This window comes from Verrucosispora sp. WMMD573 (assembly GCF_027497175.1).
Lineage (GTDB): Bacteria > Actinomycetota > Actinomycetes > Mycobacteriales > Micromonosporaceae > Micromonospora.
In genome coordinates this window covers 3,721,057-3,736,262 of record NZ_CP114901.1, presented here as the reverse complement: position 1 = coordinate 3,736,262, position 15,206 = coordinate 3,721,057, and the positions used below count along the sequence as shown (strand labels likewise).

Below are 15,206 nucleotides of genomic sequence, written 5' to 3'. Positions count from 1 at the left end.
GCGGCCACCCGTTAGGCGATGGCTATACGCAGAGTCACCTAGTGGGGTCGTCAGGGTTGCCGAGGCACGCCTTCGAACCCCCTTAGCCCAGCGTGCCAGCTTCGTGACTTTTCGCTGTTCAAGCAGGTGAAAGTCGTGATCATTGATCTCTGGGAACTTTGTGGACGCTGTGCCATAAACATCAGGGCCATCACCACGGATAGTGATTGACGGGACTGTTGAACAAGGAGAGAGATGATCGAGACACTGTCGGGGCCGCTCTCCGATCTTGGAGCGACGGCTCTGGTGCTGAGCATCGCCGCCACGGCCGCCGGACTGGTACGCGCCTACGTGGCACACCGTACCCGGCTGCACCAGGAACGCGAGACATCGACACGCACCGCAGCCCGGCTGGCCGGGCTGGTCGAGCTGGCGGCCGAACGCGAGGTGGTCCGAATCGTGGAGCGTGATCGCGACGGGCATCGCGAGGTGGAACTGGGCGGCCGCGTGATGCCGGGTGCCGACGCCAGGGAAGCCGCGTGACCGGGGTCGAGGGCACCGCCGCCCTGACCCCGGAGCCGGCGGACCGGGAGGCCATGCGCAAGGCGGAGGCCGCGCGCCGTAAGGCCGAGGATGATCAGCAGTTCGCCGCCTTCTATGAGGCTTCGTACCACCAGGCAGAGCGCGCCCTCAGCGCGAGGTGTCGCGACCGCGGACTGGTCGAGGACGCGCTCAACGAGGCCTACCATGTCGGTCGGATCAAGTGGTCCATGCTCCGTGAGCACGTCAAACCGGCCGCCTGGGTGATCAAGACCGCCCGGTTCAAAATCATGAAGGCGGAGCAGCGCCAGCGGCGGGAGAACGCGGTCGCGCCGGAGGAGTTACCACCGTCGGCGCCGCACCCGGACGTCGCCGACGTGTGGGAGGCGCAGGAGACACTGCGTACCTGGTTGCGTCAGCTGCCACCTCGACACGCCGAGGTGTTCCAGATGGACCACGACGGTTTCTCCATCCAGGATATCGCCCGCATCCTCGGGCTGACCGAGAGCAGCGTCCGTTGCTACAAGGCCGCCGCGAAGAAGCGGCTGCGTGAACTGGCCGAGGAGGCTGGCTACACGGACTCGGAAGGTCCCCGGCGCAAGGGAGACAGCCGTGGATCTCGATGACATCCTGGCGCTGGCCCGAACCCGCCGGACCAGTCCGCTGGAACTCGCCCGCGCCCGCCGCTTCGCGCGGGCCGTCCAGAGCCAGTACGACCAATCATGCGCCGAGGGGCACGACATCTTCGTCGACACCGATCTCGTCGACCCACTGGCCACGGGGGTCGACGAGGCGACCCGGGTCGCCCGCGCCGCCCAGTTGGCCAAGCTGGGCACCATCATCTGGACGGCCGGCGACAAAGCCGACGGCCTCGGGCGTCTCACCTGGTCCGATGAGATGGCGATGATCTTTGGACATGCGCCGGGCACGCTGCGCCTCACTCCCGAAACGCTCGGCGAACTCGTGCATCCCGACGACCTACGTAGGGTGCGCCGAGTGGTCCGGACGGTATGGCGGCAGAAGCGTCCCGACGAGGTCACCTTCCGGGTGACGCAGCCGGGCGGCAGCGTCCGCCACGTGCACTGCCACGTCGAGATAGTCGAAACCGCAGGCCAGCCTTCGGGCATGATCGCCACCGGCGAGGACGTCACCGCCCTCGAAGTCGCCCGGCAGGAGCGACAAAGGCGGACCATCCGCAGTCAGATGCTCTCGGCCGACCTCTCCGCACAGGACATCCTGACCGGACTGCCGACCCGCGGCTACCTGACCGACGAGGTGGATCGCGCCCGTCGCACCACCGCTGGCGCGCTCATCATCGTGGCGACCGAACCCGCCACGCGTATTCCTGATGCACTCAGCGACGAGGACCGCGACGAGTTGACCGCATCCGTCGCTCAGTTGCTGCGCGCGATTGTCGGCGACCAGGTCACCTGCGGGGTGGTAGGTCCGGGCCGGTGGGGCGTCCTGCTGAGCCCGGTCGACGAGCACTCCGCCGCCGCCGAAGCATTGGCCACCCGGATCGTCGAGGAGTTCCGACGCCATCTGTTCGGCATCCGGCAGCGCACGTCGCGGCTCAACACCTGGGCGGGCGTGGTGCACTTCCACGGCGGCGTCCAGGCCAGTGGATCAGAGTTACTCATCGACGGCGAGCACGCGGCCCATGACGCGCGTGCCCAGGGCGCCCCGGTCACCGTGCTCGACCAGCCCGTGCCGGACCGGGATCGTAGCGAACGATGCCGTGCCCGGGTACGCCGCGCGGTCTCCGCCAACCGGTTCGCTCTCTTCGCTCAGCCCATCGTCGACCTCCGCCTCAACCAGGTCACCCGACATGAGATTCTGCTGCGGGTGCCCAGCGAGACCGGCGAACTCGTCGCTCCATGGCCCTTCCTCGACATGGCCGAGCGGGTCGGCGAGATCCTCGCGGTTGACAAGTGGGTCATCGACCACGCCTTGGAACTGATCGGTCGGGGCAGCCAGACCTCCCATTACCAGGTCAACATCTCTGGCAAGTCGCTGGCCGACCCCGGCCTGCTCAGCTACGTGACCGAGGCGATCCACCGGCACAGGGTCAGGCCGGAGTGCCTGACCTTCGAGATCACCGAAACCGCACTCATCGAGAACCGCAACGAAGCCCTGGACTTCGCCTGCGGAATCAGGGAGATCGGCTGTGGCCTGGCCCTCGACGACTTCGGCACGGGGTACGCCACCCTCTCCCATCTGAAGTACCTCCCGGTCGATCTCGTCAAGATCGACGGGATGTTCGTGGCCGACCTCCGTCGGTCACCGGCGAACCAGGCCATCGTCTCGGGCATGGTCAACCTGGGGCACGCCTTGGGGATTCAGGTTGCCGCCGAACATGTGCAGGACGACGAGACCATCGAGCTGCTCAGGAACTGCGGTGTCGACTTCGCGCAGGGCTACCAGACCGGCAGACCTGAACCGATAGCCGTCTGTCCGGAGGAGCAGGTACGAAGTATCGAATTCGTGTTTCGAGTCCCATCGCAGTACACCGCGCTCGGTTAGGAGGTCGGCCAGCAGCACCCAGTGGTCCGCAGCGAGCCCCACGTGGGACGCACCGAGGAGCAGTGCTTCAACATTTCGTTGACAACGTTTCGTTGAAGTGCTGCGATAGGGTATGCCCACCGAGAGCCGTACCGGCACCGAGACCAGCCACCGCGCCTACGCCGCTCTGCACCGGTTGACCGAGCGTCATGCCGCCACCGAGAGGCAGCGGCGACGGCACGCCAACCCGTACGCCGCCGACCCGTACGAGGCGATCGCCGTACTTCTGGCGCTGGCCGCCGGGGCAGCCGAGCCGGTGCCCGGCGAGGAGCCGGTCGATCAGGAGGATCTGCTCGCCGCACTCGCCCTCTTCCCGCACCTGCGGGCGGAGATCGACACCATGGAGTCAGGACTGTTCAACCTGGCCCGCAGCCGTGGCCTCACCTGGCAGGCGATCGGCCACGGCCTCGGCCTCGGCAGCGCCCAGGCCGCCCGCCAACGCCACGACCGCCTCTCCACCCGCACCTCCCCCGCTACCTGACCGCCCATCCGAGCAGCAGTTTCGGGGAAACCTGTCGCCTCAGCGAGACTGAAGGCGACAGTTTCCCCGAAACTGCACGAGAAATCGCGAAGGGGTGCGGGTCAGCGCGGTACTACCGATTCGGCGGACCAATCGCGCCAGGTGGTGAGCTGGTCGGCGGCGGTGGCTAGTTGGTCGGCTACCGGGCCCGGGCCGGTGGAGCCGGGGGTGATCCGGGCGGCGAGGGCGGAACGGACCGAGAGCACGTCACGCACGCTCGGGTCGAGGTGCTCGCTGACGGTGGCCAGGTCGGCGTCCGAAACCTCGTCGAGGGCGCAGTCCCGGGCCGCGCAGAGCGCCACCAGCTTGCCGGTGATCTCGTGCGCGTCGCGGAACGGCACGCCCCTGCGGACCAGCCAGTCAGCCACCTCGGTGGCCAGGGAGAAGCCCACCGGCGCGGCGGCGACCAGGCGGTCGACGCGTACCGTCATCGTGGAGATCATCCCGGCGAGCGCCGGCAGCAGCAGTTCCAGGGTGTCGACCGCGTCGAAGGCCGGCTCCTTGTCCTCCTGCATGTCCCGGTCGTACGTCATCGGCAGGCCCTTGAGCATGGTCAGCACCGCGACGAGCCCGCCGACCAGCCGGCCGGACTTGCCCCGGGCCAGCTCGGCGATGTCCGCGTTCTTCTTCTGCGGCATGATCGACGAGCCGGTGGCGAAGGCGTCGTCCAACTCGACCCAGCCGAACTCCTGCGACGTCCAGAGCACCACCTCCTCACCGAGCCGGGACAGGTGCACGCCGATCATCGCGGTGACGAAGAGGAACTCGGCGACGAAATCCCGGTCGGCGACCGCGTCCATCGAGTTGGCGAAGGACGTCCGGAACCCCAGCTCCTTCGAGACCGCCACCGGGTCCAGCGGCAGCCCGGAACCGGCCAGCGCCCCCGCGCCGAGCGGGCTGACCGCGGCCCGGTGGTCCCAGTCGCGCAACCGCTCCAGATCCCGCAGCAGCGGCTGCACGTGAGCGAGCAGCCAGTGGCCGAAGGTGACCGGCTGGGCGTGTTGCAGGTGCGTCATGCCGGGTGCGGCGGTGTCCACGTGCCGCCCGGCCTGCTCGACCAGCGCCTCGGCCAGCTCCACCAGCCGCCCGGCCACGCCCCGGGCGTGGTCGCGCAGGTAGAGCCGCAGGTCGGTGGCGACCTGGTCGTTACGGGACCGGCCGGCGCGCAGCTTGCCGCCGAGACTGCCGAGCCGTTCCAGCAGCCCACGCTCCAGGGCGGTGTGCACGTCCTCGTCGTCGACGGTGGGGCGGAACGCGCCCGACGCGCAGGCGGCCTCCAGGTCATCGAGGGCGGCCAGGATGCGGCCCAGCTCCTCCGGGTCGAGCAGGCCGGCGCCGGCCAGCACCCGGGCGTGCGCCCGGGAACCGGCGATGTCGTACGGGGCCAGCCGCCAGTCGAACTGCACGCTCACCGACAGGCGGGCCAGGGCCTCCGACGGGCCGCCGGCGAAGCGCCCTCCCCACAGGCTCGTCCGGTTGGCCGCTGCGCTGTTCTCGGTCAGGCTCTTGTCATCCACCCGGTCAATTGTGGTCCCCACGATCAGCAGCCTCCCCACCGGGCACCCACGTCCGACGCAACCTCACTCATGGCGTACCGCTTTCTTCGGCGCTGTCGTCCCGGCGGGCCCAGCCGGCGAGCCGTTCACCGAGCGCCGCGCCACCATCGGCGGCACGTGCCACGACGAAGATGGTGTCGTCGCCGGCGATGGTGCCGACGACCTCCGACAGGCCCGCCCGATCCAACGCGCTGGCCAGGTAGTGGGCGGCCCCCGGCGGAGTACGCAGGACCGCGATGTTGCCGCTGGAGTCGACCTCGTTGAGCAGCTCACGCAGCAGCCGCACCAGACGGGCCGGTGCCGCCTCGGCGTCGCGTAGCGGACGATGGCCGTCCTCGGGGATGACGTAGACGGCTCGGCCGTCACCGCCCCGGGCGGTGACCGCGCCGAGTTCCTTCAGGTCCCGCGAGAGGGTGGCCTGCGTGACCTGCACGCCCTCGTCGCCGAGCAGCTCGGCCAGCTCGGTCTGCGACCGGATCGGCTTGTCGCGGATCAGCTCGACGATCCGGGCGTGCCGAGCGCCTCGGGTCAGTGGTGCGGTCATGTCGGCTCCCCTTGGAGAAGGAAGGTCAGCAGCGCCTTCTGGGCGTGCAGCCGATTCTCCGCCTGGTCGAATACCGCGCTGCGGGGGCCGTCGAGCACCTCGTCGGTGATTTCCTCGCCGCGATGCGCCGGCAGGCAGTGCAGCACGACGGCCTCCGGCGCGGCGTGCCCGAGCAACGCCTTGTTGACCTGGTACGGCAGGAACGGGGTGTTGCGGTCCAACCCGTCACCCTCCTGCCCCATCGACGTCCAGGTGTCGGTGGCCACCACGTCGGCGTCGCGCACGGCGGCGACCGGGTCGGTGATCACCCGGACCGAACCGCCGGTGCCGGCGGCGATCGCCTCGGCACGGGCCACCACGTCCGCGTCCGGATGGAAGCCGGCCGGGCCGGCGACCCGCACGTGCATCCCGGCGGTCGCGCCGGCCAGCAGGTACGAGTGGGACATGTTGTTGGCCGCGTCCCCGACGTAGGTCAGCGTCCGCCCCTGGGTGCCGCCACACCACTCACGGATGGTGAGCAGGTCCGCGAGCAACTGGCACGGGTGGAAGCCGTCGGTCAGCGCGTTGACCACCGGCACGGTGGCGCCGGCGGCCACCTCCGCGATCCGCTCGTCGCCGTAGGTGCGCAACACGATCGCGGCCACGTAGCGGGACAGCACCCGGCCGGCGTCGGCGAGCGACTCACCCCGGCCGAAATGGGTGACCTGGGTGTCCACCACCAGGGGGTGACCACCGAGTTCGGCGATGCCGACGTCGAAGGAGATCCGGGTACGCAGGCTCTGCTTGTCGAAGAGCACCGCCACCGAGCGGGGCCCGGCCAACGGCGCGAACGCGAAGCGGTCGGCCTTCATCCGGCCGGCCAGGTCGAGCACTGCGGACTGCTCGGCCGGAGACAGGTCGTCGTCGCGCAGGAAGTGCCGGATCATGCGGAAGCCTCCGTCGGCATCACCGGGTCGGTCGGGATCTCGGTGCGAGAGCGTCCCGCCGCGGACGTTTCCGGAACAGGATCCGCAGCGGTCGGGATCGTGCGGCGGGACGGCGCCTCCGGAGCAACACGATCCGGGGCGTTCGTGGCCGCGTTCAGGGCGGCCGGCAACGCCGCCAGGAAGGCGTCGGCCTGGGCGGCGGTGAGGATCAACGGCGGGGCCAGGCGGATCACGCCCGGCTGGATCGGGTTGACCAGGAAGCCAGCCTCGCGCAGCGCCCCGGCGAGGGCGGCGGACACCGGGGCGGTGAGGGTGAGGCCGAGCAGCAGCCCCGCACCGCGTACCCCGTCCACCAGCGGATGGCCGAGTGCCTCGATCCCCCGACGCAACCGCTCACCGACCCGCTTCACGTGGTCGAGCAGCCCTTCGCTGGCGATGGTGGAGACCACCGCCAGGGCGGCGGCACAACTGACCGGGTTGCCGCCGAAGGTGCTGCCGTGCGAACCAGGGCCGAGCAGGTCGGCCGCCGGGCCGAAGGCCAGGGTCGCGCCGATGGGCAGCCCGCCACCGAGCCCCTTGGCCAGGGTCACCACGTCCGGTTCGACGCCGTCGGCCTGGTGGGCGAACCAGTGCCCGGTCCGGCCGATGCCCGTCTGCACCTCGTCGAGCACCAGCAGGGCACCGTGCCGGGCGGTGATCCGCCGGGCCTCGGCAAGATAACCGGCGGGCGGGACCACCACTCCGTTCTCGCCCTGGATCGGTTCCAGGATCACCATGGCCGTGGCGTCGGTCACCGCCGCGGCCAGGGCGGCGGCATCACCGTACGGCACGTGGGTGACCTCGCCCGGCAGCGGACGGAACGGGTCGGCCTTGGCCGGTTGACCGGTCAACGCGAGGGCGCCCATGGTGCGGCCGTGGAAGCCGCCGACGGTGGCCACCACGTGAGAACGGCCCGTGCAGCGGGACAGCTTGAACGCCGCCTCGTTGGCCTCGGCTCCGGAATTGGCGAAGAACACCCGCCCCGGCCGGCCGGCCAGCGCCAGCAGCAACTCGGCCAGGGCCACCGGCGGCTCGGAAACGTACAGATTGGAGACGTGGCCGAGCGTCGCCACCTGCTTCGACACGGCCGCCACCACCGCCGGGTGGGCGTGGCCGAGAACATTTACCGCGATGCCGCCGAGCAGGTCGACGTACTCTCGTCCGGCCTCGTCGACCACGACGGCGCCGGAGCCCGCCACCAGCGCCATCGGCGGCGTGCCGTAGTTGTCCATCATCGTCTGCCGCCAGCGGCTGACCAGAGCACTCATGAGGGAATCACCATCGTTCCGAACCCTTCCGAGGTGAACACTTCCAGCAGGGTGGAATGGGCGACCCGACCGTCCACGACGTGGGCGGCGGGCACTCCCCCGTTGACGGCCCGCAGGCACGCCTCCATCTTCGGCACCATGCCCGACTCCAGCGACGGCAGCAGCTTCGCCAACTCGTCGGTGCTGATCTCGCTGACCAGGCTGGACTTGTCGGGCCAGTCGGCGTACAGGCCGGGCACGTCGGTGAGCACCACCAGCTTGCGCGCCCGCAGGGCGACCGCGAGCGCGGCGGCGGCGGTGTCCGCGTTCAGGTTGTGCAACACCCCGTCCGCGTCCGGCGCCACCGTGGAGATCACCGGAATCCGGCCGGCGGCGATCAGGTCGTCCACCGCCGAGACATCCACCGACTCGACGTCACCGACCTGGCCGACGTCGACCGGCTGCCCGTCGACGTACGCGGGCCGCCGCACCGCCGTGAACAGTCCGGCGTCCTCGCCGGAGAGACCCACCGCGAACGGCCCGTACGCGTTGATCAACCCGACCAGTTCCCGGCCCACCTGGCCGACCAGCACCATCCGGACCACGTCCATCGCCTCCGGGGTGGTCACCCGCAGGCCACCCCGGAACTCGCTGTCGATGCCCAACCGACCGAGCATGGCCGAGATCTGCGGTCCGCCGCCGTGCACCACCACCGGCTTGAGCCCGACATACCGCAGGAACACCATGTCGGCGGCGAAGGCCCGCTGCAACTCCGGGTCGACCATGGCGTTGCCGCCGTACTTGATCACGACCGTGGCACCGGAGAAGCGGGCCAGCCACGGCAGCGCCTCGATCAGCGTGGCGGCCTTCGCCTGGGCACGGGTCAGGTCAGAACTCAGCGTCACCGGGACACCTTCCGTTCGCGACTGCGGGACTCCGCTGCGCTGCATTCCTCGCGCTCACGTTGAGTAGGCCGAGTTCTCGTGCACGTAGGCGTGCGACAGATCGTTGGTCCACACCGTCGCCTCGGCCGTACCGGCGTGCAGGTCGATCCGGATGGTTACGTCCCGGCCGGAGAGGTCGACCTTCGAGCGGTCCTCGGCCGCCGCGCCACCCCGGCAGATCCAGATACCGTTGATCGCCACGTCCAGGGCGTCCGGGTCGAACGCGGCGGTGGTGGTACCGACGGCGGCGAGGATCCGACCCCAGTTCGGGTCGTTGCCGAACAGCGCGGTCTTCACCAGGTTGTTGCGGGCCACCGCCCGGCCCACCTCCACCGCGTCGTCCTCGTCCGCAGCGCCGACGACCTCGATGGCGACCTGCTTGGTGGCACCCTCCGCGTCGGCGAGCAGCTGCTGGGCCAGATCGTGACAGGCTGCGGTGACCGCCGAGGCCAACTCCGTCTCGCTCGGCGCTACACCCGAGGCACCGCTGGCCAGCAGCAGCACCGTGTCGTTTGTGGACATGCAGCCATCGGAGTCGACCCGGTCGAAGGTGACCCGGGTGGCCGCCCGCAGCGCGGCGTCGAGCGCCTGCGACCCGGCCACCGCGTCGGTGGTGAGGACGCAGAGCATGGTGGCCATCGCCGGGGCCAGCATGCCAGCCCCCTTGGCCATGCCACCGACGGTCCAGCCGGCACCGGAGACGACTGTGGTCTTGGGTCGGGTGTCCGTCGTCATGATCGCTTCAGCGGCGGTGCCGCCGTTGTCACCCAGGCTCCCGACCGCGGCGGCGACCCCGGGCAGGAGCCGGTCCATGGGCAGCCGCTCGCCGATCAGGCCGGTGGAGCAGACCGCCACCTCGCCCGCGCCGATCTGATGCCCGGCGGCCTCGGCCAACGCGGCAGCGGTGTGCTCGGCGGTGGCGTGGGTGTCCTGGAAGCCGGCCGGGCCGGTGCAGGCGTTCGCGCCACCGGAGTTGAGCACCACCGCCCGCACCATGCCACCCCGGACGACCTGCTGGGTCCAGAGCACCGGCGCGGCCTTGACCCGGTTGGTGGTGAAGACACCGGCGGCACCGGCGTCGGGGCCGTCGTTCACCACCAGCGCCACATCCGGCTCGCCGCTGGTCTTCAGGCCGGCGGGCACCCCGGCCGCCCGGAAACCCTGGGGTGTGGTCACGGTCATGGTGCGGTCCCCCAGACGGACAGGCCCGTGGTTTCGGGCAGATCGAACATCAGATTGGCGTTCTGCACCGCCTGACCGGCGGCACCCTTGCCGAGGTTGTCCAGCGCGGCGACCACGATAAGCCGACCGGAGTCGGCATCGACGGTGGCCTGCAGATGACAGGAGTTGCCGCCGAGCGTGGCGGCGGTGTGCGGCCACCGCCCCTCGGGCAGCAGATGCACGAACGGCTCGTCCGCGTACGCCTGTGCCAGCACCGCGCGCGGCTCGGCCTCGCCGGTCGGCAACGCGGTGACCGTGGCCAGGATGCCGCGCGGCATCGGTGCCAGCACCGGCGTGAACGACAGCCCGGTCGCCCCGGTGGCCTGCTTGATCTCGGGTACGTGCTGGTGCGCGCCCACCTTGTAGGGCGACAGGTCGCCCATCACCTCACTGGCCAGCAGGTGCGCCTTGGCGGCCCGGCCCGCGCCCGAGGTGCCCGACGCGGCGACGACCACCACGTCGTCGGGCCGGGCCGCGCCGGCGGTGATCAGCGGAGCCAGCGCCAGGGTGATCGTCGCCGCGTAGCAGCCGGTGCTGGCCACCCGTTCCGCGGCGGCGATCCGCTCGCGCTGGCCGGGCAGCTCGGGCAGGCCGTAGGTCCACGCACCCGCGTGCGGGCCGCCGTAGTAACGGGCCCAGGCGTCGGCGTCCACCAGCCGGTGGTCGGCGCCGAGATCGACGATCCGGACTCCGGCGGGCAGTTGCGCCGCGAGGGCGGCGGACTCACCGTGCGGCAGGGCGAGGAAGACGAGGTCTGCCTCGGCCAGCACCTCCGGCGCGGTCGCACCGAGGATCACGTCCAGCCCGGTCAGCTGCGGATGGACGGCGTCGAGCCGTTGCCCGGCCTGACTGTGTGCGGTCGCCGCGACCAGGTCGAACTCGGGGTGTCCGGCGACCAGGCGGAGCAGCTCGCCACCGGCGTACCCACTTGCTCCGGCGACCACAGCCCGAATCCCCATACCTACCTCCGCATGACTATGCAGTGAGAATAGCCCCGAAGGGAAGTTACTGCAAGGTCATACAGCTGTGCGCATGGTGATGTAATGCAGGGTGCGGTGGCCCTCCGGTGCCGAAGAGGGCCACCGCACGATCAGTTGGCCCGCCCCGACAGCCCGTGCTGACGTTCGTACGTCCGCACCGCGGCGTCCCACGCCTGCGTGTACTCGGACGGCCCGAGACCAAGATCACCATGGCCCTTCACCGCCTCCCGCAGCAGACTCACCAAATCCGGGACGGTGTCACGGCGCTCCACCACGTACCGCTGGAAGACCTCGGCGAACTGCTCTCCGGCCAGCCGCGCCGCATGCCCGGTCACCGGGTCGTCCTCCAGGCTCTGCAACACCGCAGCCCACCGGCGGGTCAAATCGTCGGCCTGCCAGGCGCGGATCTTCTGTAGTTCGTGGTGGCACTCGAGCTCGATCCGCTCCTCCCAGTACGGGCGCAGCCGCTCCCGGACCCGCTCGTCGGGGCTGACCCGCAGATGAACGCCGAACTGCGGCAGGTTCGCGTCCTGCGGCCAACGTTGGTGCATCAGGAGGTTGTTCAGCGCCCGCTCCAGGTCGTGCGCGCGGTGTGGCTCGTGCTCGCGGGCGAGGTCGACCGCCCGCTCCCGAACGATCCCACCCGCCCACGGCAGCAATCGTTCGGCGCGCAGGCGCAGCTCCTCGAATCCCATGTTCGACGCGGTCCAGAGGTAGACGGCGTGCAGGCGGAAGTCGAAAGCGTCGCCCTTGGCCGGCACCAGGAGGGCCTGCGGTACGTCCTGCCGAAAGCTCACCCGAACGGGTACAAGCGGCAGCGGAGCCGGGGACGGCGGAAAGATGGAGTGCCACCATCGGCGATCAGTCTGCCTCGGCACCGAGTGGCGGACGTGCGGGTTTCCGGCGGGTTGAGTGCTCATCGGCTGTCCTCATCGATAAGTTGTCCGACATCGGCAAGCAGGGCGTTCCGGGGCATCACCGGACGCCACACATGCCGTAGCTGGTGGTGGAGTCGCCTACGCAACGGAATCCGTTCCGCCACCACGAGTCGCAGCAGCGCCAGGACGTGTCCAGCGACCTCCGGATGGCCGTCCGCCCGGTTGAGCCAGAAGCCGAGGGTCCGCCAGGACCGGTACGCCGTTTCCGGCAGGCTCAGCGCGGTCGCCCACAGCGTCGCCAGGTCATCGTCGGTGACAACTCCCGTACGGGCGAGGTCCAGCAGTTCCGGCCAGTGTTCCCGCGGCGGTCGCGCCCACCGTTCGGCCAGCACCCGCAGCGTGCGGGCTGCGTGCAGCGGTACCTCACGGTCGGGCGACCGGGTCCACTCGACCAGATCGGGCACCAGGGCGGCCGCGTGGCCGCTCTGGTACACCTCGACCAGGCCCCGGACCACCGAATTGTTCCAGCGCTGCATGCGCGCCGACGCGACCTGCCGTAGCTGCACCAGCGCCGCGTCCGGCCAGAGACGAGCCAGCCCGAGTTCGTGGGCTCGCGCCACGGTGTCCCGCAGATGGCTGGCCGACCCGGCTGCCCAGCGATCCAGCTCGGCCCTGACCCGCTGTCTCAGATGCGGTTGCATGGCCATCGCCACCAGCACGATCGCGGCCGCCTGGCGAACTCCGGCCCGCCGCTCCCGGGCCAGATCCCGTACCGTGTCCAGGGCCGCCTGCACGTCCCTGCTCGCCGTCCAACCGACCGCCCCGGCGGCTGCCTGCCGTACGGCCGGCTGTTCGGCCCGGACCAGATCCGCGAGCCAGTCGAGTAACACCCGAGGTGGGTACCAGTCCGTCCAGGCCACGTCGAGCACGGCGGAGCGCAGTTGTTCGCTGCCCACAGCAAACTGGAGAAGGGGAGCACCCACGGCCCACCCGTCGGCCGGTGCCATCACCGCCGCCCGCAGCGTCGGACCGAGCAGTTGGTCCAGGGTCGTTCCGCGCAGGCGCAGCGGAACCGTCGTCGGTGGCATCGGCGCGTCGGCCGACACCAGCCGATCGGCGTACCCGAGCCCGTCAGCAGACACGAGCCGGTCGGCGGCGAGTCGGATCTCCGAGGCGGACAGGCCGACCAGGACCGAACAGGAGAGCCGAAACGCCCGTACCTGTTCCCGGGACCAACCTACCGAGGCACCGGCACCGTCCTCCGCGTCCAGAATGCGCCCGGCACGCTCGCGCAGCTGCCAGGGCAGCAACTCCGCCAGACGATCGGTCAGCGCTGCGGCGCGTGGCGCTGACCGGGCGATCGCCCGCACCACCGCGACGACCTCGCGCGGCCGAGGTTCCCCACCCAGGTAAGTCGCCAATAAGGGATGCCGGACGCACTCCTCGTCGACGTACCGATCGACGCACCCGCCGTCACAGCCGTCCGCACAGAAGCCAACGCAGGGCACGGCCAACTCACGTCGCAGCCGAGTGCGAAACACCTCCTCCGCGGGCGGCGGTCGATGCTCAACGACATGACCGCTGAGATCTTGGATCCGTCGCGAGAAGTCGCCGACCAGAAGGAGGGTCACCCCGTGAGCCTCGGCGCGCGCCGACAGGGCGACGAGGGTGTACCCGTCCACCGAGCACACCGTCTCGTCGTTGAGCCGCAGCAGATAACCGCATCCGCTGCGGGGACCGGAGTTCGTGCCGAGCAGGTCGGCGAGTTGCTCGACGCCGAGCACACCTACCCGGCCGAAGCCGTGCCGACGGGCCGAGGCGACCAGCGCGGAGGTGAAGCGGCCGCTGCCGAGCGGACCGGACAGGCACACCAGGTGGCGCTGCTTCAACTGCCGGTCCAGTTGCTGATCGCTCGCGGTGGGCGCATACCCGATGACGACCTCCCGTACGGTCGACTCGCTCAGCGTCTCCGCCCAGACGCGACCGCCCGCGACGGCTGCGGCGGCGGTCACGTTGACCATGCCGATGGCGAGCGCGCCGTGACCCGTCGCGTTCTGACCCTGCACCTGCATGTCGCCAACATCGATGCGCCCGCTGCCGCCGAACAGGCCGGCGAGACGCCGCAGCACGTCGGCGGAGTCCAGCGGCTCCTCAGCCCCGTCGGTGTCCTCGACGTCCTCCGGCTCTCGCTCCGCGGATGGCGGGTCCGCAGCGGTCGAGCCGCTGTCCGGCCCGGGTCCGGGATGGCTCTCCGCCGGCAGGTCACCAGGTGGCTCCGGCCCGGCAACGGCCGGCACGGCTTCGGAAGCGGACCACGCCGAGTCCGGACGACGGTCGCTCACCGGTCCGTACCTCCACCGAGAATCGCATCTCGGCCGATCGAGCCGATCGCCGTGGCACCCGGGCCGACGGCGTTCTGCCCCTCGACGGTGATGTCGCCGGTTCGGATCCCGCCCGGAGCGGAGATGACGTCATCCCGGTCCGCGCGCGCACGGCGAGCAGAGACATTCGACGGCTTCTCGACCAGTGGGGTTGACTCCGGTGATCCGTCCGTCCAGGACGTCAGATCCTCGTCGACGACGCAGAACCACGCCGGTTCCTGAAATCCCTTGCTCGCGTGAACCACGTCGATCCGGCGGAACCGTTCCGGGCGGAGTTCCTCGGGATACTCGGTGACAACGTCACGGTAGATGTCTGCGGACACCACCAGCGCGATACCGGCCTCGGGGAAGGCGGCCAGCGCCTGGCGGACGGGCTCGGCATCGCACAACCTGCTGACCAGCACGACCGCTTGCCCGGGAAATCCGTTGGCACCGTCGACGTGCACCATGCCTTGGTGCACGGCGACCCGCAACCGAATGCGAGCCGCCGGCACCCGGCTGGCGTTGTACCGCCGCAGCAGCCGATTCAACTCCGGCACGAACCGGCCGATCACCCTCGCCTCGGGTATGTCGTGCGGCAGGATCGCCAGTTCACCGTCACCGGACTGCTGTGTCGTCCAGCCCACCCGGTCCATGCCCACATCGCCGGCTGCCTCCCGGAGCAGGCGGTGAAAGTCGTGCTGAGCCTCGTACTGCTGAAGATTGGTACGCCGGCTGTAGCGCTCCATGTCCACGCAGACCAGCAGGCGCCGCTCTGGATGTCGCATGTGGTCGGTCCTCCTCATCGTGGCCCGTCAGAGCCGGGCACCAGGTGACATCCAAGACGCGACGAAGCTCGGAGATCCCGTAGAAAGACGGCATCGCGGCGTTTGTCGACCACCCGTCATCC

14 protein-coding genes are annotated in these 15,206 nt (G+C 70.3%); 4 read left to right on the top strand and 10 right to left on the bottom strand.

Annotation, left to right across the window (positions count from 1 at the left end; all coding sequences use genetic code 11):
- The first annotated feature begins 234 nt into the window (after positions 1–234).
- From O7601_RS17125 to O7601_RS17110, 4 genes are all read left to right on the top strand, one after another.
- Positions 235–522, top strand: a complete 288-nt coding sequence (locus O7601_RS17125) for a hypothetical protein (protein ID WP_281562119.1) — start codon at positions 235–237, stop codon at positions 520–522.
- Entirely contained in the window at positions 519–1,145 is a 627-nt protein-coding gene (locus O7601_RS17120; protein ID WP_281562118.1) for an RNA polymerase sigma factor, read from the top strand. Before O7601_RS17125 ends, O7601_RS17120 begins: the two co-directional genes overlap by 4 nt.
- Entirely contained in the window at positions 1,132–3,042 is a 1,911-nt protein-coding gene (locus tag O7601_RS17115; protein WP_281562117.1) for an EAL domain-containing protein, read from the top strand. Before O7601_RS17120 ends, O7601_RS17115 begins: the two co-directional genes overlap by 14 nt.
- Before the next feature lie 112 nt (positions 3,043–3,154).
- Positions 3,155–3,562, top strand: coding sequence for a DNA-binding protein (locus O7601_RS17110; RefSeq protein ID WP_281562116.1), 408 nt, complete (start codon positions 3,155–3,157; stop codon positions 3,560–3,562).
- Between the two features lie 101 nt (positions 3,563–3,663).
- Here O7601_RS17110 and argH read toward each other — a convergent pair whose 3' ends face one another.
- The 10 genes from argH to O7601_RS17060 all read right to left on the bottom strand — a co-directional run bounded on the left by argH (position 3,664) and on the right by O7601_RS17060 (position 15,084).
- Entirely contained in the window at positions 3,664–5,127 is a 1,464-nt protein-coding gene (argH, locus tag O7601_RS17105) for an argininosuccinate lyase (protein WP_281566958.1), read from the bottom strand.
- A gap of 58 nt (positions 5,128–5,185) precedes the next feature.
- Positions 5,186–5,701, bottom strand: a complete 516-nt coding sequence (locus O7601_RS17100; protein WP_281562115.1) for an arginine repressor — start codon at positions 5,699–5,701, stop codon at positions 5,186–5,188.
- Positions 5,698–6,627 (bottom strand): ornithine carbamoyltransferase, encoded by a 930-nt coding sequence (gene argF, locus O7601_RS17095; RefSeq protein ID WP_281562114.1) that lies wholly within the window; start codon positions 6,625–6,627, stop codon positions 5,698–5,700. Before argF ends, O7601_RS17100 begins: the two co-directional genes overlap by 4 nt.
- Positions 6,624–7,934: an acetylornithine transaminase gene (locus tag O7601_RS17090; RefSeq protein ID WP_281562113.1), complete on the bottom strand. Its 1,311-nt coding sequence runs from the start codon at positions 7,932–7,934 to the stop codon at positions 6,624–6,626. Before O7601_RS17090 ends, argF begins: the two co-directional genes overlap by 4 nt.
- Positions 7,931–8,818, bottom strand: a complete 888-nt coding sequence (argB, locus tag O7601_RS17085; RefSeq protein ID WP_281562112.1) for an acetylglutamate kinase — start codon at positions 8,816–8,818, stop codon at positions 7,931–7,933. Before argB ends, O7601_RS17090 begins: the two co-directional genes overlap by 4 nt.
- A 54-nt stretch (positions 8,819–8,872) precedes the next feature.
- The gene (gene argJ / locus O7601_RS17080; RefSeq protein ID WP_281562111.1) at positions 8,873–10,039 is read right to left on the bottom strand and encodes a bifunctional glutamate N-acetyltransferase/amino-acid acetyltransferase ArgJ; all 1,167 of its coding nucleotides are present in this window, start codon (positions 10,037–10,039) and stop codon (positions 8,873–8,875) included.
- Positions 10,036–11,037 (bottom strand): N-acetyl-gamma-glutamyl-phosphate reductase, encoded by a 1,002-nt coding sequence (gene argC, locus O7601_RS17075; protein WP_281562110.1) that lies wholly within the window; start codon positions 11,035–11,037, stop codon positions 10,036–10,038. The genes argJ and argC overlap by 4 nt, the downstream gene beginning before the upstream one ends.
- A 131-nt stretch (positions 11,038–11,168) precedes the next feature.
- Positions 11,169–11,978: a hypothetical protein gene (locus tag O7601_RS17070; RefSeq protein WP_281562109.1), complete on the bottom strand. Its 810-nt coding sequence runs from the start codon at positions 11,976–11,978 to the stop codon at positions 11,169–11,171.
- Complete coding sequence (locus O7601_RS17065; protein ID WP_281562108.1) at positions 11,975–14,278, bottom strand: HEAT repeat domain-containing protein; 2,304 nt, start codon at positions 14,276–14,278, stop codon at positions 11,975–11,977. The genes O7601_RS17070 and O7601_RS17065 overlap by 4 nt, the downstream gene beginning before the upstream one ends.
- Positions 14,275–15,084: a hypothetical protein gene (locus O7601_RS17060; RefSeq protein WP_281562107.1), complete on the bottom strand. Its 810-nt coding sequence runs from the start codon at positions 15,082–15,084 to the stop codon at positions 14,275–14,277. The genes O7601_RS17065 and O7601_RS17060 overlap by 4 nt, the downstream gene beginning before the upstream one ends.
- Positions 15,085–15,206: the final 122 nt, after the last annotated feature.